Source organism: Paenibacillus sp. FSL H7-0943 (assembly GCF_037963265.1).
GTDB classification, from domain to species: domain Bacteria; phylum Bacillota; class Bacilli; order Paenibacillales; family Paenibacillaceae; genus Paenibacillus_AQ; species Paenibacillus_AQ odorifer.
In genome coordinates this window covers 6,547,579-6,569,438 of sequence record NZ_CP150148.1, presented here as the reverse complement: position 1 = coordinate 6,569,438, position 21,860 = coordinate 6,547,579, and the positions used below count along the sequence as shown (strand labels likewise).

The window sequence follows — 21,860 nt, the reverse complement described above, 5'->3', positions numbered from 1 at the left end:
GGGGTCCTTTAGCACTCCAAATGTGGTAAAAAGCCGCGTATAAGGTCAGCTGTGTCCGATAGCGTGCTCGCTCTCTTACTTATAAATGCTACCCAACCAAACGTACACTGATCTTAGTCCGGTTTGCTCAAATAAAGGGGGTGCCAACAGCCATTTCGTGGCATCGGTGGTGCTGCCTTTCGCTATAAATCTCTAGTGGGTGGCCTAATGGCCACACTTTTTTTAACTAGACATAAGATTAGCAGACTAAATCATGGAAGAGGATTCTACTAAATGATACAATTATTGTAATTACATAAAGTAGTAATATTTCACATTATTGATTAGTTACTAGAAAGGGGACTGAGATATGGGTTTAGCTGACGATCCGGTCATAGCGATTTCAGGTTTATGGATGAACTATACAGACCGAATGGTGCTAAAGGGAATTGATCTTAAGGTATATAGAGGACAAATTATTGGTTATATCGGTCCTAACGGGGCAGGCAAGAGTACAACGGTGAAGATTATGCTCGGTCTGGTAGAAGGATATAACGGTAAAGTGGAGATTTTCGGTAAGGATATTGCCGATGGAGATGTTTCTTACAAGAAACGTATAGGTTATGTGCCGGAGGTAGCCGAATTATATGATAGCCTCACTGCAAGAGAGTATCTAACCTTTGTTGGCGAGCTGTATGGGCTAGGTCGTGCGGAGGCGGACTACAAGGCCAAAAAATTAACTACACTGTTAGGTTTGGAGAAGTCTTACGATATGCGGATTTCTTCGTTCTCAAAAGGGATGAAGCAAAAGGTGTTGCTTATCTCCAGCATGCTGCATGACCCTGATATTTTATTCCTGGATGAACCGCTGAGTGGTTTGGATGCTAATAGCGTGATGATAGTGAAGGAGATTTTTGCATCGCTGGCAGCAAGGGGGAAGACCATTTTTTACTCCTCACATATCATGGATGTGGTTGAGAAAATCAGCAGCCGGATCATTTTGATTGATGGCGGGGATATTGTGGCGGACGGAAGTTTTGCAGAGCTGAAGGAGAAAGGCCGCGAAGGGACGCTTGAAGATATTTTCAATCAATTAACCGGATTTGATAAATACCGTGATATCGCTGGTGAATTTGTTGCGGTCATGCAGGAGCAAGAGGTATCCTCTTATGACTGATTTCTTCGTGCTGAGGCTGTTGGATAAGCTGCGGGGTGCCTTTATAAGATTTGGAGTCGATTACGACACCATGCGGAGTATTTTACAGATCAAACTGACCATGGACGGAAGAAGAACGCCTACAGCGCTTGCAGGTATGCAGAAAAAGGAGAACGCTAAAGAAGGTTCACCCTTGCGATTACAGTGGATTTATTTACTATTTGGTTTAATATTAATTCCGCTAACGCTATCCAACGATCACTATATGCTGCAAATGAGCTTAACCTTTGGGATCATTATGTTTTTTGTCTCCACAACCCTGATCTCTGACTTTTCTTCAGTAATGCTTGATTTACGTGATAAAAATATTCTTTTTTCCAAACCCGTCAACCGTACTACCTTAAATATGGCCAAAACCATCCACGTTCTCCTCTACTTAGGGACAGTTACATTGTCGATCACTGGTCCATCTTTGGTATTTAGCCTATTTAAGCAGGGGATCGCTTTTTTTCTGATGTATGCGGTGACAATTGTCTTGTTAGACTGTTTTATCCTCGTAATAACTGCACTGCTCTACCTGATGATCATGCGGTTTTTTGATGGGGAGAAGCTCAAGGATATTATAAATTATACGCAAATCCTTCTGACGATCGGAATAATGGTGGGCTATCAATTCATCTCCCGGTTGTTCAACCTCACTGAGCTTGGCGCTGCTTATCATCCTGCTTGGTGGCAGTACTTTATTTTTCCGGTTTGGTTCGCGGCTCCGTTTGAACTGTTGCTTGGTGGAGCGAGAGAACCCTATTACTTCATTCTTTCAATGCTGGCTTTGATAACCCCACTTGTACTGATCGCAGCCTATATTAAGCTGATGCCACAGTTTGAACGGAATTTGCAAAAGCTGGCGGAGCAAGGCTCCGGTGGAAAAGACAAGGGCCAGATCGCAGAGTGGCTCTCGCGCAGAGTATGCAAGGAACCGGCAGAGGGGATTTTCTTTCGGTTTACTTGGTCCATGATGAAGAATGAGCGCGATTTTAAGCTGAAGGTCTATCCTGCACTTGGCTTTTCTATCGCATTCCCGTTTATTTTTATATTTGGTATATTGCAGAATAGTTATGATGGTTCCCTTAAAGGTTCAAAAGTGTACTTGTTAATCTATTTCTGCACGATGTTAATGCAGACTGTAATACAGATGTTACGCTACTCTACAAGTTATAAAGGAGCTTGGATTTATAGGCTGATTCCTTTACCCGATAGCACGCCTATTTACCGTGGGATGCTTAAGGCGGCACTGCTACGGCTAGTCTTGCCTTTATTTGCTGTAGATGCGGTATTGTTCATTCTGTTGTTCGGTGTGCACATTGTACCTGATTTAGTAGTGGTATTATTCGCCATGCTGATTTTCTCAGTCATCTGCTTTCGTGTTTATCCCCGGAGCTTACCTTTTTCAGAGCGTTATGAGGCAGCCAAACAAAAGGATTATACTGGAGTCGCCTTCATGCTTATGTTTTTGCTGATGGGGATGGCGGGTATTCATTATGTCTTCACTTTATTTACCGGAGGAATTTACATCTATCTGTTAGTTCTGGTAGTTTTGAATCAATGGTTATGGCGAAAGACCTTCCCCAAAACCCCATCAACCACAGGTCACATATCCAACTTTTCGGGGTGAGTGAATGCGTCAAATATGGACATTTTTTGCCGACATAAAAAAAGGGTATAAATTCCAGTATTTTCTTAGACAATCGGCTGAATACAAGGTAGAATACATCTAAAGTTGCTTTTCAGGGATAACCTATAATCTTTACGCACTCTTCCATTTATCTGATATTCGTGTACTGATTTTTTACTTGAGAAATACGCTGCAGCGATTACGGTATTCAAAACCGGTGAAGAGGTTAACTAATGGATAAAATGGGAATCCACTATAACGTTTGGATTGTTTTACTATCATTTGCGCTAGCGGCGACTGCAGCTTATTCCGCGCTGAATCTGATCTCGCAAGTCCCTCGTTCGTTTGGGAAAGTTCGTCGCTTATGGTTAATATCGGGGGCATGTGTACTCGGTAGTGGCATATGGTCGATACATTATGTAGGGATTATGGCGAGCCGATTTCCTTTTAGCGTGAATTATTATCCAGGCAGGGCTGTATTATCGTTATTGGTTGGTGTGTTGTGCTGCTATTCGGCATTCCGGATTACGTTTGTGCCACGTTTAAGAAAAAGTTGTTTAATAGTTAGTGGTGTTCTTCTAGGCAGCGGAATTTCGGCTATGCATTATATCGGAATGTCCTCCATGAAGATCGCAGCGGAGATTCATTATGAGATATGGACTCAGACATGTGCTGTAATCCTCGTTATGCTCTCGTCTTTTATCGGATTATTTCTATTTCACAAGTTTAAAGACTATGTGGGTTTTAACCGCTGGAAGTTATACTCTGCTCTCTTTATCGGATTTTCGGTGACTGGATTGCATTATACGAGTGTAAGGGCGACTCATTTTGAATATAACGGTCTACTAGGCAATACAACTTTTTTTATGGAGACTGATGTTATTCTTTTAATGGGAGTGTCCTTGGTAACGCTATTTATGCTTGCGATTTCTGGTGGTGCTGTATTTCTGGACCGGCATGTGCTGGAACGGATGGCTTATTATGATCCACTAACTGATCTTCCGAACAGGCATGGCCTGGTACGTTATTTTAAAGATGAATTTTTCGGGAGTAGATCTGGCGCCGTATTTTTTGTGGATCTGGATCGGTTTAAGTCGATTAATGATACGCTTGGACATGATATAGGGGACTTGTTACTGCGAGAGGTCGCTATAAGATTAAGACGCTCTGTAGGAAGTAAAGGCAAGGTCTTTCGTTTGGGCGGAGATGAATTCCTGATCGCTCTTCCAGATTGTACTGTGGAGGATGCGCAAGAGGAAGCAGAGCACATTTTATATGAGCTTAAGAAATATTACAGTATTCAAGGTAATGAGCTATATGTTACTGCAAGCGTGGGGATCAGTATGACCCCTATGCATGGAACTGACCGCTCAGCGTTAATGAAGGCAGCCGATACAGCTCTTTATACCTCTAAGGATTCGGGTAAGAATAAATTCAGTGTGTTCGATCAGGAGATGAACCGCCATCAGCTGCGACGGATGTCGCTGGAGAAGGATCTTCGTAAAGCGCTGGCACGCTCCGAGTTTATGGTTGTGTACCAGCCGAAATGGGATTCGTATATGAACGTTACCGTGGGTCTTGAAGCACTGCTGCGTTGGCGGCACCCTGAACATGGGATAATCTCCCCGGCTGAATTCATTCCCATTGCAGAGGAAACGGGACTGATTGTCCCGATTACCTATTGGATGCTGCATGATGTATGCAGCCAGAACATGCTTTGGCATAAGGAAGAGATAGCAAATGTCGCAGTCTCTATTAATATGTCAGCACGGATGTTTGAGGGCGGGGGCTTATACGATGTTGTAGAAGAAGCACTCACACGTTCAGGTCTAGAGCCGCATTTCCTTGAACTGGAGATTACAGAGTCCATTGCGATGAATAACATGGAAGAGACGGTTGCGCAGCTCTCCAGACTTCGGGCACTTGGGGTAAGGGTATCACTGGATGACTTTGGGACAGGCTTTTCATCCCTTGGTAATTTAGATGAGATTCCAGTGAACACACTCAAGATTGATCAAGTGTTTATTCGTAAGAGCAAGATGCATTCCAAGAAAGCCATTATCAGTAATATCATTGCGATTGCCACCAATCTTAATATGGAGGTCGTGGCGGAAGGTGTGGAGACACCAGAGCAGATTGAGCTGCTGCAATCCTTAGGCTGCAGAGTGATGCAGGGTTATTATTATGGGCGGCCAATGCCGGTGCATGAGCTGGGCCAGTGGTTTATAGCGAATACAGCAGTATCGTAGCAGATGATCTCAATACATAGAATAAGGGGCTAGCGTCTAAGCAGAATATCTCTGCTTGGATGCTAGCCCCTTTGCTATTAAGAAACCTTAAAGCGTTCAATCAGAATTTGCAGCTTCTCAGCTAGTGAGGACAAGAAAGCTGCTGCAGACTCAACTTCCTCCATTGCGGCAAGCTGTTCTTCTGAGGAAGCGGATAATGTCTCTGCACTGCTGGCTGTCTGATTAGCGACATTTACGATATTCTGAAGGGTTGTAACGAGACGGTCGGAGATCAGCGAAAGCTGGCGAACCGTTCCTGAGATCTGCTGGCTTTGTGAGGCCATTCCCGAGACAGACATTTCAATCTCCGAGAAGGACTGGCCTGCCGTGGCAATCATTTCTCTGCCGTGCTCCATCTCTTCTGTAGAGCGTTTCATAGTTTCTCCTGCCTGATCCATCTGGTTTACGATGATGTTGACCAGTTGGCCAATTTGCGCAGCGGAATGGGCTGAGCGCTCAGCAAGCTTACGTACGGAATGGGCAACGACCGCAAACCCTCTTCCCTCTTCTCCAGCTCTTGCGGCTTCAATCGCTGCATTCAGGGACAGGAGATTGGTTTCTTCTGCGATGCTGGCAATAGTACCCACGATATTTTCAATTTCTTTGGAATAACCACCCAAGGTTTCAATAATGAGTGCTAGGTCGGTAATACTGTCACTTACGACTCTCATCTGCTGTGTGGTGGAATCCATTGCCTCACGGCCTGTACGCGCTTTATTAGCGTTGCTGACCGCATTATTCATTGCGTTATCTGCATTGCCTGCAATCTCTGTGATGAAATGAGACAGGTCTTGTACAGACTTATATTCACCCTCCATATTCTGCAGCTGCGAATTCGCGCTATCGGCAAGCTCAATCGTAACATTGACGCTATACTCACCGGCCCGGTTGGTTTCCTGCGCACTGGCGGAGAGCTCTTCGGAAGAGGAGGCTACCTGCATGGAGGTCTCATTGACCTCGGTAATAAGTAAGCGCAGGCTTTGGGTCATGTCATTGAAATCACGGGCTAATGTACCAATCTCATCCTTGCTGTTGAATAAAATAGGATTATGAGTAAGGTCGCCCTGTGCAACAAGATTGACCCCTTTGGACAGCTTCGTTAACGGACTAATCATTCGGCGGATTAACAGATAAGCTGCCACAATAGCTATAACCAGAATGGAAGCACCGATAATAAAAGGCTGAACAATGATATCTTGAGTTCGTTCTTGAATTATGGAGCCATCGAAATTAATAGCCATCAGCGCAACTATAGGTTTAGACGGATCATGATCCTGATAGATGGGGCCGTAACCTGTCTTAAGTGAGGTACCTTCGTATGTATAAACCTTGGAGTAGGAGGAATGCTTGGACTCAGTGATATGTTGCTTAACTTCAGCTGGGAAATAAAAAGTATCGCCTGCTTTATAACCTCTAGCCTGGAAGCTTGAATCTGCGGCAAGTACTTTTCCGTCTAAGGATAAGATGAATGCCTCTTTAAAAATAGCCTTATGTGCTACAATCCAACCGATTCGATCCTCTACAGCCTCCAGTTTACTTTGATCGCCTGCCAACAATGCGGAAATGTCTGCGGGGTCAATCAGGCCGGTTGTAATATTAGCGCATCCTACCAATTCGATACCTGCGGCTTCGTCTACTTGCTTATAAGCTGTACGGTATCCGAAAAACCCGATGGATGATCCTACAAGAAGTAAGACGACGAACATCATCCAAGTTAATTTAGTTGCTAATTTCATTCTTCGCACCAACCTTGACAAATTATGTTCTCAGTGATAATAGCTCTCACCTCTACGATTATATCGTATTGATATGCTTATAACCTTACATGGAATATAGTATTTCTGTGTCGGAAATTGGAGAATGGTGGAAGTTTGCGCTTTCCATCATGCTTTCAATGGTTTAGTAGACAAAACCATTGAATCATAACCAGTTCTAATGGTACGCTTGAGTTATTAAAAACGGATTGGGGTTGAACAAATATGCCACATCAAATAGATCCGTTAATAGATCGTCTAGGACTATCCATGTGGAGAGTACAGCGTAAGATTATGTCTCAAATGTCTTTGCACAAAGAACTCGGACTTACGGTGCCACAGATGGGTCTGTTAAATATGATAGCGAAAGAAAAGAAGTCGCGGGTGGTACAGCTGGCAGAATGTATGGAGGTCAAATCCAGTGCGGTGACGGTGATGCTGGACCGTTTGGAGGTGCTGGGTTATATCAAACGTGAGCCGGATGGGAAGGATCGGAGAGCGGTTGTAGTGACGATCACCGAAAAAGGTCAGCAGGTGCTCGAAGAAGGACATTTCCGGTCCAAAGAACTGCTGGCGGAGCATTTATCCATACTGAAGCCCGAAGAACTACGCAACTTTGCAGAGTATTACCGTATGATCGAGGACCAGAAGCGTTAGTCAGCTAAGCTTCGGAATGGATATCTTTATAAAAACAGCAGAGCAGCGGTTCTCCTTATTGGAGAATCGCTGCTCTGCTGTTTTTGTTCGTTGGCTGCCTACGCCCTGTAATTTATTGTTTAGGTTGTTTGTCAGGCAACTGAGTGATATAGCTGTGGGAAAGCTGTAAAAGCCTCAAGGCACGGTTATATTCGTCTTCAGTGGCACTCGGCGTTGTTCCATTGTTATAAATAGAGTACTGAGTGTTGTCTTCAAAGCTGTTACCAGGAATAAGCAATCCTGAGCTGGCAATGAATGAACCAGAAGGTAAATAATATCGTTCTGGCAGCAAATTATAAGTCTGACTGAGTAGATCTTGACCAAAATATACGTTATTCTCTAATGAAATCCCAAGCAGACTGGCTGCGGTTGGCATGATATCTACTTCCCCGCCTACTTCGTCAATGGTCTGCGATGCTACGCCAGCACCTGCATGAATAAGCAGAGGGATGTTCATCATATCCGCATAACTGTATTCATGACCATAGATTTCAGTCATCAATTCTTTATCATCATGATCGAGGGAATAAATCGGCAATCCCATATGATCTCCATAAATCATGATTACACTATTGTCCCAGACACCATTTGCTTTTAGCTCTTCTACAAAATGTCCAAAAGCATCATCCGCATAGTTCTGGGAACGGATATAGTCACCAACAAAAGTACCTTCATAACGCTCCGGCAGCTTCATGCGGTATTTTTCTTCCGGAATAGTAAAAGGGTGATGCGCTGACATTGAAATGACTTGAGCGTAAAAAGGCTGCTCCTGTTGGTCCATTTCTTTTAGTTTATCGGCTGTCTTACTGTAGAGCGTATCATCAGAAGCTCCAAAGAAGAAGACATCATCTTCACCAAAAAATTTGCGGTCATAATAATGATCGAAGCCGAGGGAGTCATACAGCTCGCCGCGGTTCCAGAATTCTACGACATTGGTGTGGAAGGTTGCAGTCTGATATCCATTTTCTTTAAGCACGCGTGGCAGACTTGGAAGTACCTTATCCACATAAGACATCGTTGCCGCTCCACGTGGAGGGATGTAGAAGGAAGTGTTAACTACGAACTCTGCATCCGACGTATTCCCTTGGCCAACCATTTGATAGAAATTAGGGAAGTAAAGACTGTCCTTCATTACCTTGTTCAGGTTCGGTGTAATTTCTTGACCGTCTAATTTAAGTCCCAGCAAGAAATTCTGGAAAGATTCCATTTGAAGAATAATAAGGTTCTTGCCTTTAGCGATGCCTTGAAGTGGAGAACTAGCCGCAGTATTAATCCCCTTCAATTTGTTGATGGCATCTTGTGTAATGTCACTTGAATCGACTAGCTCAGGCTCTTCTTTAGCGAAGATCGTATAAGCTTCATAATTAAGAATTCCCATTTCTTGAGCTTTCTTAATTTCGTTCATACTGGCCTTATTAGGCAAGATGTTGAACAAACATAAAGCAAGTGAGACTGCAAACAGAACACTATACTTAAGTTTTCCGCCACGGCGGTGGTTGATATTCTCTTTCTTATAGACCCGGCCTTTTTTATTAAAGAAGAAATAGACGCCAAGAATAATGATGTCTGTAAAAATCAGCAGGTAGTATGGATCCATTAGTGAGAATACGCTGTTGCTGACGGCGGTGACTTGATTCACCTGCTCCGCTGCATGGTAAGTCACAATAACACCGTAATATTTAAAATACATAATGGCTGCGAAGAAAATGGCTGTCACTAATAAATTTACGGTCATGTAATATCCGAGCTTGCGCTTGGAACCAAAACGTTCAATGATACAGAAGAGCGCCCAAGCAAAGGGGATTTCAGTTAATAATGATTTCCAGGGCAATATATCGTCAAAGATTACGCCCCATGCCAAGAAAGCTTTTAGAATAAAAATTATTGTGAAAAACACAAAAGGTTTAACGATCCACTGTTTAAAGTTAAAGGATGACACAGCTTCGCCTTCTTTCTACATGATAAAACGCCATTTCCCGGCTAGGAAGAAACAGCGCCCAGACAAAATAATTCCATAGTAATAAAATTTATTATGCAGGGCTAGCTATAGAATGTCAAAAATCAAGAACCTAAGTATAAGCTTAGTGGAGCGCGTAAAGTTGAACACAAAGGGTTGAAGCTGACGCTCCTGCTCTCATGCAGGGTTATACAACGAATTCAGGACTAAAATGGAAATTGGGAACAAAAAGGATATATGGATAATAAAAGGAGGTGATGCTGGATGAGCTCTACAGTAGCTTTATCAGTTAGAACTCTCGTTGAATATGTTTTTCGCAGCGGAAGCATTGAACCTGGCTTTCATGGAACGGGCGCTATGGTCGAAGGCACAAGAATTCATCAGAAGATCCAAAAGCAATATAAGGAAGGTGACCGCAAGGAGGTTTATTTGAAAACGGAGATTCCTTATGGAAACCTGCTTTATGTTGTAGATGGGCGTTGTGATGGATTGCTTGTCTCGGAGGATGGGAGCTTTACGGTCGAAGAAATCAAATCAACCTCCGGACTGCTGGATTTACTGGATGAAGGACATGAGGTTCATTGGGCACAGGCGCTGATGTACGCATATATGGTGGCTCTGGAGCAAGAGCTTTCTTCTATTCAGGTTAAGCTTACCTATGTCCACCGGGCCACTGATGAGCAAAAAAGCTTGTACCGAACGTTGTCTTTTGAAGAACTGATTTCATTTGTGAATGACACAGTGGCTAGATATGCTCCATACGCTGAGATGATGGTTCGTCATGATGCTAAGAAGGAGCAGAGTCTTCGGGGGTTGAGCTTTCCGTTCTCCTCTTATCGAAAGGGACAACGTCATTTTGCAGGAGCTGTATACAAGTCCGTCGTGGAAAAGGTCAGTCTGTTCGCTCAAGCCCCCACAGGTATCGGGAAAACAATGTCGACGTTGTTCCCTGTCCTTAAAGCGATGGGCGAAGGACAAGCTAAAGGATTGTTCTATTTAACGGCAAAGACGGTTACCCGTTTTGCCGCGCAGGAAGCCATCTCGCTGTTGCTAACGCAGGGTCTTCAGCTGCATGTCATCACACTTACCGCTAAAGAGAAGGTCTGTTTTCGCGAAGAGGGGATATGTGGTAAGGATTCCTGTCCTTATACGGATGGTTATTATGACCGGATCAACGAGGCATTAATGGATCTGTTAGAGCATGAGACGCTGATGAGCAGAGACACCCTTGCACTGTATGCTCACAAACACAAAGTGTGCCCATTTGAGTTCTCGTTGGATGCAGCCTATGCCTGTGATGCTGTGATCTGCGATTACAATTATATATATGATCCTCGCATCAGTCTGAAACGGCTAACAGAGGAAAGAAAGAGAGAAACGGTACTTCTAGTAGATGAAGCACATAATCTGGTAGACCGGGGACGGGAGATGTTCTCCGCCTCTTTGCTGAAAGCCCCTTTCCTGGAAATCCAGCGCCAATATAAAGAAATGAACCGGAATTTGAGTACAGCCGCTAAATCGGTGAATGCTTTTTTCATCTCCCTTCGCAAAATTTGCAATGAAGAGGGGCAAGGGCAGTGGGACTCGTTCCCGGAGGAGCTGCCGGCTTTGCTTGAGATATTTTCTTTGGAGGCGGAACAGGAGCTTATTCACCCGAGCTCCAGTATTGTCTCACTGAATGGGGAAGGAGAAGGGGAAAATGTCCTCTTGGATACCTATTTTGCAGTTCAGGGCATGCTCCGCACCTTTAAGACCTATGATGAACGCTACATTACCTATGCGGAGGTTCGTAGAGGGGATGTCTATCTCAAGCTATTCAATTTGGATCCCTCGCATCTGCTACGGCAGATGTCCAAGAGCTTTCGCAGTCAGATCCTGTTCTCAGCTACACTTTCTCCATTATCTTACTACCGGGATATGATTGGTGCAGCGGAGGAAGATTACAGTTTAACCGTGTCTTCCCCTTTTCAGAAAGAGCAGTGGGAAGTAACCGTCTTACCTGTCTCCACACGTTATCATGACCGGGAAGCCTCCCTAGTTCCGTTGACAAAAGCACTGAGCCAAATGGTCTCTAAAAAGGGCAACTATCTGGTGTTTTTTCCTTCGTACCTCTATTTGCAAAACGTATATCAGGCCTTTACGGAGTATTACCCTGAAATCCGGACATTGATGCAGGATACTGGCATGAGCGAGCAAGCTAGAGAAAGTTTTTTAGCCGCATTTAGTCCAGATAATGACGAGACGTTATTGGGATTTGCTGTACTTGGAGGGATTTTTTCAGAAGGTGTGGATCTGCCAGGGGATCGCCTCAATGGGGTTATGGTTGTTGGCGTTGGCCTGCCACAGCTTGGTCTTGAACGCAATCTGCTGCGTCAATATTTTAATGCCAGAGGAAAAAATGGCTTTGATTATGCCTATGTCTATCCGGGAATGTGTAAGGTACTCCAAGCCGGAGGCAGGTTGATTCGCAGCGAGACGGATACGGGCATTATCGTGTTGGCGGATGACCGTTTTTTGCAGAGTCCATATATGCATTTGCTTCCCGAAGAATGGAGAGATTATCTTATACGCTCATAAGAGGTTATAATCTACGAAAGGGTATTCATAATCAATCGGCAGGAGGAAATAATATGACATTAAAAGTGGGTATTGTGGGTACAGGTTGGTTCTCTAAGGTACATGCTGATTTGCTGGCAGGGATGGCTGATGTCCAGTTGCAGGCAGTCTGTGGAAGCAGTAAAGCCAAAGGCGAAGATATGGCACGTCCATACGGAGCTGCTGGATATGGTGATATTACAGAGATGTTGGATGCAGAGACGCTTGATGCTGTTTATATCTGTGTGCCTCCACAATCTCATGGTGCGATTGAACGTTCATTAATCAAGAGGGATATTCCTTTTTTTATAGAGAAGCCGCTTAGTATGACTACTGAAATTCCTGCCAGCTTGCTGCAAGATATTAAAGAACATAATTTATTGACCTCGGTAGGCTACCATTTCCGCTATCAAGAGAATGTTAAACGGCTCAAGGAAACACTACGTGGTGACAAGATCGGTATGGTCATGGGCCAGTGGATGGGCGGCATGCCGGGCGTAGCTTGGTGGCGTGATCAGGAGCAATCTGGAGGACAGTTCACCGAGCAAACCACTCATATCGTCGATTTGGTGCGTTATCTGGCAGGAGAGGTAAAAGAAGTATACGGCATGTTCGGAAATCGAATTATGCATGAGCAGCATGAAGGTGTGAGTGTAGCCGATGTAGGTACCGTATCTCTGAAGCTTGAGAATGGAATCATAGCTAATATTTCAAATACATGTGTGCTGCCTGATCCGGTAGGAAGTGTAGGTCTTAGTTTCTATAATGATCGGGGATTGCTGGACTGGAACCCGGATCGTCTCTTGGAAGTGCGAAGTGGCAATAGCACCGAATTTGAAAACACAGGAAATCCATATTTAGTGGAAAGTGAAGCTTTTCTGTATGCTGTACGGACAGGAGATCGTTCGCGTATTCTCAGTGACTATGAGGATGGATTCAAGACGCTTAAAGTAACTTGTGCGGCTTACGAGTCCGCACAAAGTGGACTTCCGGTTAAATTCTAAGTTTGGATTCTTAAAAAAAGGACATGCCGCCTTAGATGTGCTAAAGAGACATGTCCTTGGCTCAAGCTGGGTTAGCCTAGTGGAGGAATATTGCGAGTAAAGCTGGCGCCACACCTATGGATAACAGCGCGGACAGAATCATCGCAATACTGGAGATGGTTCCGGTCAGTGAACTAAGCTCGAAGGCCTTGGATGTTCCTGTACCATGCGCAGCGGTTCCCAGCGATACACCACGCGCGATTTCATTGTCAATGCGGAAGATGCGGAGTACTGTAGGGCCCATCATTGTACCGAGTATCCCGGTAATGATGACGAAGACTGCAGTAATACTCGGTACACCGCCGATACTTTGCGAGATGCTCATAGCGATCGGTGTAGTCACCGAACGTGGAACCAGACTGGCTGCCAGATCGCCGCTGACATGCAGCCATTTGGCGAGCAGAATGGAAGAGATCACCGCTGTTATCGTCCCTGACAGCACGCCTGCCGCAATTTCGGCGGCGTGCTTTTTGAGCACCTTGAAGTTTTTATGCAAAGGGATTGCAAAGGCCATAGTTGCCGGTTGCAGCAAATCCGTCAGCCATTTGCCTCCCGCATTGTAAGAATCATAAGTAATGCCTGTGATGAGTAAGAAGATAATCATAAGCACTGGTGTAATGATCAATGGAGAGGTGTACACTTTGCCACTAGAAGCATAAATGCGTTTCGCCAGTAAATATACAGCAACCGTAAGACCGAAGAATAATAGAGCGTTTAACATGATCCTTTCCGCTCCTTTGCTTTGTAAATTCTACTGGTAAGTAATCCGGAACTGGCCATTACAACAATCGTACCCAAAATGACCACCGCGAGGATTCGTAAACCATCAGTTTCCAGAATATTGGCGTATTTCATTACGCCGATAGCAGATGGAATAAAGAACAGCAAGAGCTCAGCCAGTAGCCAAGAAGCACCAACTTCAACCCAATTCAGATGAATGACACCAAACTCAAGCAGAAGAAACAATATAATCATTCCGAGTATGCTTCCGGGAATAGGGATATGCAAAAATGGGGTTACAGCATTGATTAGTAATGAGAATAGGGTGAGTCCCGCTACCTGCAGCAAGCCTATAACAATCTTTTTCATAAGGCTTCGCTCCTTTCATGATAATGAAAGTTTACATCAATTGTTTTCATAGGTAAAATGAATAGATTGAATAAATGACATTCCTTTTGTCTATGGATCGGAGGTTGGAAAATGGATATCCGACAATTAGAATATTTCGTCCAAGCAGCACGAATGAAAAGCTTTACTCGGGCTGCCGAATCCTTATATATTTCACAACCTACGATCAGTAAAATGATCCGGAATATGGAGATCGAGCTGGAGGCTGATTTGTTTTACCGTGAAGGGAAAAGTGTCCGGCTTACAGATGCAGGGGAAATTCTGTTCACCAAAGCGCAAAATATCGTGGAGTCGTTCGCCAGCTTGTCTTCTGAGCTGGATAGCTTACGAAATTTGGAGCAGGGCCACATCCGCATCGGTCTGCCTCCAATGGTAGGAGCGAGCTTTTTTCCTTCGGTGATTGGTCAATTTCATAAACGTTATCCGCAGGTTACTATTCGTCTGCATGAGGATGGCGCGAAAAAAGTGGAGGAAGATGTAGAAACGGGCTTGTTGGATATCGGAATGGTTGTGCTGCCTGTAAATACAGCCAAACTTCATTGCTTCACCTTTGTTGAAGAGAAGCTGAATCTTATTTTACCTGTTGGACATAGATTGGCCGAGGCAGACCTTGTTCCGTTAAGTGAACTAGCCGAAGAGGAGTTTGTGCTGTTCCGGGAGGATTTTACGCTGCATGATCGGATTATTACGGAATGTGTGAAGGCGGGATTTCAGCCTAAGGTTATCTATGAGAGCTCCCAATGGGACTTAATTAGCCGTATGGTGGCTGCCGGAATGGGAATCGCATTGCTGCCAGAAACCATTTGCCGGGATATGGATCGTTCACGATTGGTCGTTGTGCCTTTGACGGATCCGGTAATTCCGTGGCAGCTTGCTATGGCGTGGCGTAGAGACCGTTATTTATCTTTTGCGGCACGCGAATGGATTGCTTTTGCAAAGGGACTTTTGCGAGAACAGTATCCAAATGAGCTCTCTGACGAACTTGCGGAGGACTCTGAATAAGTAGTAATTCCGTTTTTGTTAGAAGCTCTACAATTTTTCTTTTTTTTGAAAATATGTTTTTTGGTATCATGACTTATGATAGGAGAAGATGTTGATAGAGAGAAGGAGAGAGATGTGACACAAAATCCAAATTCCTCCAAGAATAATCATAGAAAAGATTATAAAGAAGATGAGCTACTTGTAACTATAGAGAGTCTTAGATGTGAATTGCTGGAGGTTGCAGAGCAACGGAGTCTTAGTGACCGTGCTGTTCTAGAGCTCAGTGAGCGATTAGACAGCTATATTTTGCTGGCACAAAATAAGATGATGGAAAATTTGCGCAACCGGAAAGCCGGCATTACATCCTATAGTAGAAGTTCCAAAACCGCCATCACTGTTAGCTAAACTACCAACAACATAGAATTATAATACTATGAAGATGTTACTGATCTAGAGGAGCGTATTAGGCTCCTCTATTTGTCGTACAATCTATTTGTTGTACAATCCATAACTTTCACCTATAATGTCAATTAATAGAATCTTTTCAAGTCAAACTTTGGGGGTGCCGAGTGGAGGGAAAGTTAACAACTATACGCTCAGAAATTGAGAAAAATTTGTCCCGCTCCGGCCATAATCTCGCCTCATTTTCAAAAATTTGTGGCCTGAATCGAGGCAGCCTCAGTGCAATTCTGCATGGAAATCCGCCGAAGCCTATGTCCTTGGGACAAGTAGATGCAATTATAAAAGCCTTTGGTTTTCCAGAAGGTTGGTTATATCCTCTATATGTTGATGAATGCTTCAATGATGAGAAGGTCTCACGCCGTAGAGTGGAGCCTTTTTTGATTCGTTGTGCTGAATTGGGCAAACAGAATTGCATTGATGAAACTATAAGCAGATTATTAGAGTCTACCAAGCCGCTGGATATCATTTATTCTGTTGCTGATAAATTATTCAATAAAGGCAAAGTTAAGGAATCTATGTTTTTTTACAAGATTGTAGTAGAGAACGAGTCGGATAGTTATAGTGAACGTCTCGCGATTAGTCATTATCGTAATTTTAAATTTTTGCAAACACTTGATATGGAGGAGAAGCTACGCGCAGTCATTAGCTTTAGTCCTTTTAGGGGGCGCCTTCCGGAAAATTTGCAATTAGATGGTTTATTGATGCTGACACAGCTATGTTTCGCCCTTCGCAGATGGGAAGAAATGGAGATCTATGCTGATGAGTTGAGAGCTTTAGCCAATGCAGTTTACCGCCAAGAACTGCGGAGGAGCGGAGACAAACGAAGAGAAGAACTCTGTACGGAACGTCCGCTCGTTGTTTATTATGGACACGGATATTTGCTTAAAGCAATTTCGTTGACGAAGCAAGGTCAATATGAAGCGGCGAAGAAATATACCGCTGGTTATGCAGACTTAGGCTGGTTTGAGATGTTGGATGAAGTAGGCCAGCAAGCTGTAGAACAATTCCGATTATTTGCAGTTGGGAACAGTTTCACACTGGAAATGTTGGAGGGGAACGTAAAAGTTGTACCAGACTATGTAGCTTTTTTGGCTGAGCACCCCGGAGAAATATTGCCAGGACTCATTATTATTATGGAATCGGCTAATCATTACAGATTTTCTGTAGACGATGTGCTTAAACGTTTTGCACGGGAAATGTTACGATTTGAACAGTTTGAAGATCCCATTAATATTGACCGATTATATCGGTTGTACTATCAAATAGCCATGTATCTAATAAACAATGGACAATATATTACGGGTGTGGACTATATCATACAGTCTTTAGAGTTATCTATTAAGACTAATAATGGAATAGACTTCATTAAGTGCGTGACCTTGTTTGAGACCAATAGGGACTATGCAACTCTGAATCAACAGGAGAAATACAGAAAGCTGATAAGGGAGGTGAGAAAAGATGAAAAAATCTCTATTGATGATGGCAGGCATTTTAGCATTGTTTAGCTTCATCATTATCGGCCCAGTTGGTTCCGGAAGTAATGGACCAATCACAACTTATGAGCACGGAGCAGGATTCTAAAGGTTATCCTTGGCAATATTTTATATACAGATACATATACGCATAACTACTCCCTTGCACTCGTGCTGGGGAGTTTTCTTTTTCGTAATAATTGATAGCGTATTCATAATTTGACAAAGTAATCTGGCGAAAATATAATTAGGTAGCCTAAATAATATAGTGTTTAATAATTAGTTGACCTAACTAAAACAGAGGTGAAGGAAATTGGGATAAACGGAGGAAATACAGAAAATACTGAAAATTCAGTCGCACACGGGCTTTTTGCGGCGATGAAACGCCTGCACAAAGCTCAATGGCAAAAGGGCGTTGAGGGCCACAAGCCAAGTGAGATGACTTTAATGATATGCATTGAAAAATGGAATCATTCTGATGAAGAGGGTCTCAAGGTGTCTGAAATCAGCCGACTACTTGGATTCACTCCTCCTACCATCACGCAGCTGATTAACAGTCTTGAAGCGAAACAGATGGTGGAAAGACGCGCGGATCCTTCGGACCGAAGAGTTGTACGCGTGAAATTAACGGAAAGTGGAAAAGAACTCACACGAAAAGCAGAACATTATCGTGATGTGATGCTTGATAAGCTTGTGCAACACTTAGGCGAAAAAGACACTAAACAGCTCACAGAGCTATTGCTTAAGGTACATGAATACGTTGAGGATAATCCACCACCTGATTGGGATAGGCTACAAATGAACGGAGATGAGAAGCTTGATTAAATTATTTAAACAACTGAAGCCTTTTAGGGTAGCTATTGGTGCTGTATTAATCCTTGTATTTTTGCAGTCCATGGGCGATTTATACCTTCCTACTCTGATGTCCGACATCGTCGACAAAGGGATTGTTCAAGGAGATCGCGCTTATATTTGGAAAATAGGTAGTTTCATGCTCCTGGTTGCAGGTGGCGGTGCTTTATGTTCGGTAATTGCCAGTTACTTATCGGCAAAAGTGGCAGCCGGGTTTGGTAAACTCACCCGTGCACGAGTATTTAACCATGTAGAAAATTTTACGCTGCATGAATTCGATAAGCTGGGTACAGCTTCCTTGATTACACGTACAACAAATGATATTACACAAGTTCAAACGGTACTTACTATGATGTTGCGCATGATGATCGGAGCACCGATGATGATGATTGGTGGTATCATCATGGCAGTATCTGAAGATGCTAAATTATCATTGATTTTTGTAGTCGTTATTCCTGTACTTGTAGGGGCGATCTTCTTTATTGGGATGAAGGGTCTGCCACTGTTTAAAGCCATTCAGATTAAGCTTGATAAATTAAACCTGGTGCTGCGTGAGCATCTGACAGGTATTCGTGTTATTCGTTCTTTTAACCGGATTGATCATGAGAATAGACGTTTCACCGAAGCTAACCGTGATCTTACGGATACAGCTATCAAGGTCAATAAAATCATGGCCGGCCTGATGCCGCTGATGATGATTGTAATGAACTTTTCTATGATTGCTATTCTTTATTTTGGTGGAATACGAATTGGTGATGGCGACTTGCAAGTTGGGTCCCTGATGGCATTTATCCAATATGCAATGCAAATTATGTTCTCTCTGATTATGGTATCGATGATGTTCGTGTTAATTCCGCGTGCTTCAGCTTCAGCCGTGCGTATCAATGAGGTGCTGGATATGCAGCCTGAATTTACAGATCCTACTGAGAGTGAACTGCATACAACAGCTCAAGCTACTAAAAAAGATGGACGCGATTCTTTGCGTGGTTTTGTTGAGTTTGAGAATGTATCTTTTTCCTATCCAGGGGCAGAACAGCCTGCACTTTCGAAAATTAGCTTTAGTGCTCGACCGGGTGAAGTTACCGCAATTATCGGGGGTACCGGATCGGGTAAATCTACACTGCTTAGCCTGATTCCAAGATTCTATGATGTTAATGAAGGTGCTGTACGCGTAGACGGAGTGGATGTACGTGAGATGACACAGGAAGAGCTGCGGAGCAAAATCGGTTACATCCCACAAAAAGCAGTATTGTTCTCGGGTACGATTAATGAGAACATCCGCTACGGTAAAGAGGATGCTACGGATGAAGAAATCATTCATGCATCTAAGGTGGCTCAAGCCTACGATTTCGTATCCGCGATGAAGGATGGGTTTGACTCGGAAATTGCTCAGGGCGGGAATAACGTCTCAGGTGGTCAGAAACAGCGGTTGTCCATTGCTCGGGCGCTTGTGAGAAAACCTGAGGTTTATCTGTTTGACGATAGCTTCTCAGCTCTTGATTTCAAGACAGATGCCAAACTTCGCGCGGCTCTCAAATCTGAAACTACGGAATCCACCGTATTGATCGTAGCTCAACGGGTTAGCACCGTTATGGATGCGGACCGGATTATTGTAATTGATGAGGGTGAAATTGCTGGAATGGGCACTCACCGTGAACTGCTCGAGAGCAGTGATGTGTACCGCGAGATCGTATCCTCGCAGCTGTCAGAGGAGGAAATAGCATGAGCGAACAAAACAGAGAACATAAACCTGCAGCTCCCCGCGGCCATAAAGGACCGGGTGGACCGGGTGGTCCTGGAATGAGGATGCCGGCAGAAAAAGCTAAAGATTTTAAAGGTACACTTCGTCGCCTGATCAAATACTTGCGCCCGCGTATGGTTCAATTGATTATTGTACTAATTATGGCGATTGCCAGTACGGTGTTCAGTATCTTCAGTCCAAAAGTTATGGGTAAAGCTACAACCAAACTGTTCGAAGGTGCTTACGGCAAACTGATGGGTGTAGAGGGTGCCTCCATTGATTTTGGATATATTAATGATATTCTGATCCTGCTCGCGGGATTGTATCTGCTTAGTGCTCTGTTTAGTTACATTCAGCAGTATGTAATGGCTGGTGTAGCGCAGAAGGTAGTTTATGACATGCGTGAGCAGATCAACAGCAAGCTGGAGCGTTTACCTTTAAAATATTTTGACTCCCGTACACACGGGGAAATTCTTAGCCGTGCTACGAATGACGTGGATAACATCAGTACCACGTTGCAGCAAAGTTTAACGCAGCTAATTACTTCAATCGTCACTATTATTGGTGTTATTGTGATGATGCTTACCATCAGCCCATGGCTGACGTTAATCACGATTACTACGTTGCCACTCAGCTTTATTGTGATTATGGCGATCTCTAAACGTTCGCAGACTTATTTTGTGAGACAGCAGAAATCGCTTGGCCAGTTGAATGGTCATGTAGAGGAAATGTATACGGGGCACCGGATTATTAAAGCTTTCGGCCGCGAACCGCAGTCGCTTAAAGATTTTGATGAAATAAATGATAAGCTTTATGATTCTGGCTGGCGGTCTCAATTTATGTCAGGTATGATTATGCCGCTTATGATGTTTATCGGTAACTTGGGTTATGTGCTTATCTGTGTTGTGGGTGGTATTTTTGTTACTAAAAAAATGATTGATGTCGGGGATATCCAAGCCTTCATTCAATATTCACGTCAGTTCACCCAGCCGATTGCACAAACGGCTAATATTGCTAACATTATTCAATCCACCATTGCTTCCGCAGAACGTGTATTTGAACTTCTGGATGAAGAAGAGGAAGTTAAGGAAGTTAATAGTACACTTGTGAAGCTTGATGAAGGTGCTCCGGAAGGTTCCGTTGAGTTCCGTCATGTGAAATTCGGCTATAAAGAGGATGCTATTCTGATTGAGGACATGAATATTGAGGTTAGTCCAGGTCAGACTATAGCGATTGTCGGTCCTACTGGTGCTGGTAAAACCACTTTGATTAACCTGCTGATGCGCTTCTACGAGCTTAACGACGGGGAAATTATCATTGATGGCGTCAACATTACCGACATGAAACGGAGTGACCTACGTAGCAAGTTTGGTATGGTGCTTCAGGATACCTGGCTCTTTAACGGTACGATTCGTGACAACATTGCTTACGGTCGTGAAGGTGCATCTGAAGCTGATGTGGTGCGGGCTGCCAAAGCTGCGCATGCCGATCACTTTATCCGCACACTTCCGCTTGGCTACAATACGGTGTTAAATGAAGAAGCTTCTAATATTTCACAAGGACAGAAGCAGTTGATTACTATTGCTCGCGCTATTCTGGCCGATCCATCGATCCTTATTCTTGATGAAGCAACGAGCAGTGTCGATACACGGACTGAATTGCTGATTCAAAAAGCGATGAATGCGCTGATGCAAAACAGAACAAGCTTCGTTATTGCCCATCGTCTCTCGACGATTCGTGATGCGGATCTCATCCTTGTCATGAATCAAGGTAGTGTAATCGAGAAAGGCAACCACGAAGAACTGCTGGCCCAAGGCGGATTCTATGCGGATCTCTATAACAGTCAGTTCTCTGAAGGAGATTTGGACGTAGGCTAAATTGAAGTGAAGAAAAAAGTATAGATAACCCATAAACCCCTCTTTTCACATGTTGCTGATTTTTTATGTGAAGAGAGGGGTATTTTATATGTGATGATGTGTTTTAATTTTTCTGAAAAATAAAAAAAGTTTGATTAAAAATTAAAGCATATATATGATAGAATAAAAAATGACCCGCGGCTCATTTTTAAGGCTGCAAGGTAAAGG

The 21,860-nt window shown here is 43.7% G+C and carries 16 protein-coding genes; 12 read left to right on the top strand and 4 right to left on the bottom strand.

Translation table 11 applies throughout. The features are described from left to right. The first annotated feature begins 349 nt into the window (after window positions 1-349). The 3 genes from NSQ55_RS28755 to NSQ55_RS28745 all read left to right on the top strand — a co-directional run bounded on the left by NSQ55_RS28755 (window position 350) and on the right by NSQ55_RS28745 (window position 5,056). Complete coding sequence (locus NSQ55_RS28755) at window positions 350-1,156, top strand: ABC transporter ATP-binding protein (RefSeq protein ID WP_036682032.1); 807 nt, start codon at window positions 350-352, stop codon at window positions 1,154-1,156. Beyond that, window positions 1,149-2,807, top strand: coding sequence for a hypothetical protein (locus NSQ55_RS28750; RefSeq protein ID WP_076124007.1), 1,659 nt, complete (start codon window positions 1,149-1,151; stop codon window positions 2,805-2,807). The genes NSQ55_RS28755 and NSQ55_RS28750 overlap by 8 nt, the downstream gene beginning before the upstream one ends. A 233-nt stretch (window positions 2,808-3,040) precedes the next feature. Further along, the gene (locus NSQ55_RS28745; RefSeq protein WP_038573706.1) at window positions 3,041-5,056 is read left to right on the top strand and encodes an EAL domain-containing protein; all 2,016 of its coding nucleotides are present in this window, start codon (window positions 3,041-3,043) and stop codon (window positions 5,054-5,056) included. A 77-nt stretch (window positions 5,057-5,133) separates the two neighbouring features. Here the strand turns inward: NSQ55_RS28745 and NSQ55_RS28740 are convergent, their stop codons facing one another. Then, window positions 5,134-6,831, bottom strand: a complete 1,698-nt coding sequence (locus tag NSQ55_RS28740; protein WP_076278297.1) for a methyl-accepting chemotaxis protein — start codon at window positions 6,829-6,831, stop codon at window positions 5,134-5,136. Between the two features lie 243 nt (window positions 6,832-7,074). Between NSQ55_RS28740 and NSQ55_RS28735 the strand changes: the two genes are divergently transcribed. Continuing rightward, complete coding sequence (locus NSQ55_RS28735) at window positions 7,075-7,506, top strand: MarR family transcriptional regulator (RefSeq protein ID WP_081383180.1); 432 nt, start codon at window positions 7,075-7,077, stop codon at window positions 7,504-7,506. A gap of 112 nt (window positions 7,507-7,618) precedes the next feature. On the opposite strand, the gene NSQ55_RS28730 is transcribed toward NSQ55_RS28735, so the two are convergent. Beyond that, complete coding sequence (locus NSQ55_RS28730) at window positions 7,619-9,484, bottom strand: LTA synthase family protein (protein WP_076124004.1); 1,866 nt, start codon at window positions 9,482-9,484, stop codon at window positions 7,619-7,621. A 282-nt stretch (window positions 9,485-9,766) separates the two neighbouring features. Here NSQ55_RS28730 and NSQ55_RS28725 point away from each other — a divergent pair, with 282 nt between their 5' ends. Next, window positions 9,767-12,079, top strand: a complete 2,313-nt coding sequence (locus tag NSQ55_RS28725; protein WP_339170321.1) for a helicase C-terminal domain-containing protein — start codon at window positions 9,767-9,769, stop codon at window positions 12,077-12,079. A gap of 53 nt (window positions 12,080-12,132) precedes the next feature. Further along, window positions 12,133-13,101, top strand: coding sequence for a Gfo/Idh/MocA family oxidoreductase (locus NSQ55_RS28720; protein ID WP_339170318.1), 969 nt, complete (start codon window positions 12,133-12,135; stop codon window positions 13,099-13,101). A 76-nt stretch (window positions 13,102-13,177) separates the two neighbouring features. On the opposite strand, the gene NSQ55_RS28715 is transcribed toward NSQ55_RS28720, so the two are convergent. Continuing rightward, window positions 13,178-13,861 carry a CidB/LrgB family autolysis modulator gene (locus NSQ55_RS28715; protein WP_076123999.1) on the bottom strand — a complete coding sequence of 228 codons (684 nt, stop codon included), beginning with the start codon at window positions 13,859-13,861 and terminating at the stop codon, window positions 13,178-13,180. Next, complete coding sequence (locus tag NSQ55_RS28710) at window positions 13,855-14,229, bottom strand: CidA/LrgA family holin-like protein (RefSeq protein ID WP_076123997.1); 375 nt, start codon at window positions 14,227-14,229, stop codon at window positions 13,855-13,857. Before NSQ55_RS28710 ends, NSQ55_RS28715 begins: the two co-directional genes overlap by 7 nt. A 111-nt stretch (window positions 14,230-14,340) precedes the next feature. Here NSQ55_RS28710 and NSQ55_RS28705 point away from each other — a divergent pair, with 111 nt between their 5' ends. The 6 genes from NSQ55_RS28705 (at window position 14,341) to NSQ55_RS28680 (ending at window position 21,653) form a co-directional block, all read left to right on the top strand. Continuing rightward, the gene (locus tag NSQ55_RS28705) at window positions 14,341-15,270 is read left to right on the top strand and encodes a LysR family transcriptional regulator (RefSeq protein WP_076123996.1); all 930 of its coding nucleotides are present in this window, start codon (window positions 14,341-14,343) and stop codon (window positions 15,268-15,270) included. A gap of 114 nt (window positions 15,271-15,384) precedes the next feature. Continuing rightward, window positions 15,385-15,654, top strand: coding sequence for an aspartyl-phosphate phosphatase Spo0E family protein (locus tag NSQ55_RS28700; protein WP_076099698.1), 270 nt, complete (start codon window positions 15,385-15,387; stop codon window positions 15,652-15,654). A 164-nt stretch (window positions 15,655-15,818) separates the two neighbouring features. Beyond that, window positions 15,819-17,216, top strand: coding sequence for a DNA-binding protein (locus tag NSQ55_RS28695; protein ID WP_339170312.1), 1,398 nt, complete (start codon window positions 15,819-15,821; stop codon window positions 17,214-17,216). Window positions 17,217-17,486: 270 nt separating this feature from the next. Beyond that, complete coding sequence (locus NSQ55_RS28690) at window positions 17,487-18,008, top strand: MarR family transcriptional regulator (protein WP_081383179.1); 522 nt, start codon at window positions 17,487-17,489, stop codon at window positions 18,006-18,008. Next, entirely contained in the window at window positions 18,001-19,761 is a 1,761-nt protein-coding gene (locus NSQ55_RS28685) for an ABC transporter ATP-binding protein (protein WP_076123992.1), read from the top strand. The genes NSQ55_RS28690 and NSQ55_RS28685 overlap by 8 nt, the downstream gene beginning before the upstream one ends. Then, window positions 19,758-21,653, top strand: coding sequence for an ABC transporter ATP-binding protein (locus NSQ55_RS28680; protein ID WP_076182009.1), 1,896 nt, complete (start codon window positions 19,758-19,760; stop codon window positions 21,651-21,653). Before NSQ55_RS28685 ends, NSQ55_RS28680 begins: the two co-directional genes overlap by 4 nt. Window positions 21,654-21,860 lie beyond the last annotated feature (207 nt).

Bases quoted from the DNA above. Each gene is read 5' to 3' on its own strand.
- NSQ55_RS28715 (WP_076123999.1), bottom strand. From the start codon at position 13,861: ATGTTAAACGCTCTATTATTCTTCGGTCTTACGGTTGCTGTATATTTA.
- NSQ55_RS28680 (WP_076182009.1), top strand. From the start codon at position 19,758: ATGAGCGAACAAAACAGAGAACATAAACCTGCAGCTCCCCGCGGCCAT.
- NSQ55_RS28705 (WP_076123996.1), top strand. From the start codon at position 14,341: ATGGATATCCGACAATTAGAATATTTCGTCCAAGCAGCACGAATGAAA.
- NSQ55_RS28745 (WP_038573706.1), top strand. From the start codon at position 3,041: ATGGATAAAATGGGAATCCACTATAACGTTTGGATTGTTTTACTATCA.
- NSQ55_RS28750 (WP_076124007.1), top strand. From the start codon at position 1,149: ATGACTGATTTCTTCGTGCTGAGGCTGTTGGATAAGCTGCGGGGTGCC.
- NSQ55_RS28735 (WP_081383180.1), top strand. From the start codon at position 7,075: ATGCCACATCAAATAGATCCGTTAATAGATCGTCTAGGACTATCCATG.
- NSQ55_RS28755 (WP_036682032.1), top strand. From the start codon at position 350: ATGGGTTTAGCTGACGATCCGGTCATAGCGATTTCAGGTTTATGGATG.
- NSQ55_RS28725 (WP_339170321.1), top strand. From the start codon at position 9,767: ATGAGCTCTACAGTAGCTTTATCAGTTAGAACTCTCGTTGAATATGTT.
- NSQ55_RS28740 (WP_076278297.1), bottom strand. From the start codon at position 6,831: ATGAAATTAGCAACTAAATTAACTTGGATGATGTTCGTCGTCTTACTT.
- NSQ55_RS28720 (WP_339170318.1), top strand. From the start codon at position 12,133: ATGACATTAAAAGTGGGTATTGTGGGTACAGGTTGGTTCTCTAAGGTA.
- NSQ55_RS28710 (WP_076123997.1), bottom strand. From the start codon at position 14,229: ATGAAAAAGATTGTTATAGGCTTGCTGCAGGTAGCGGGACTCACCCTA.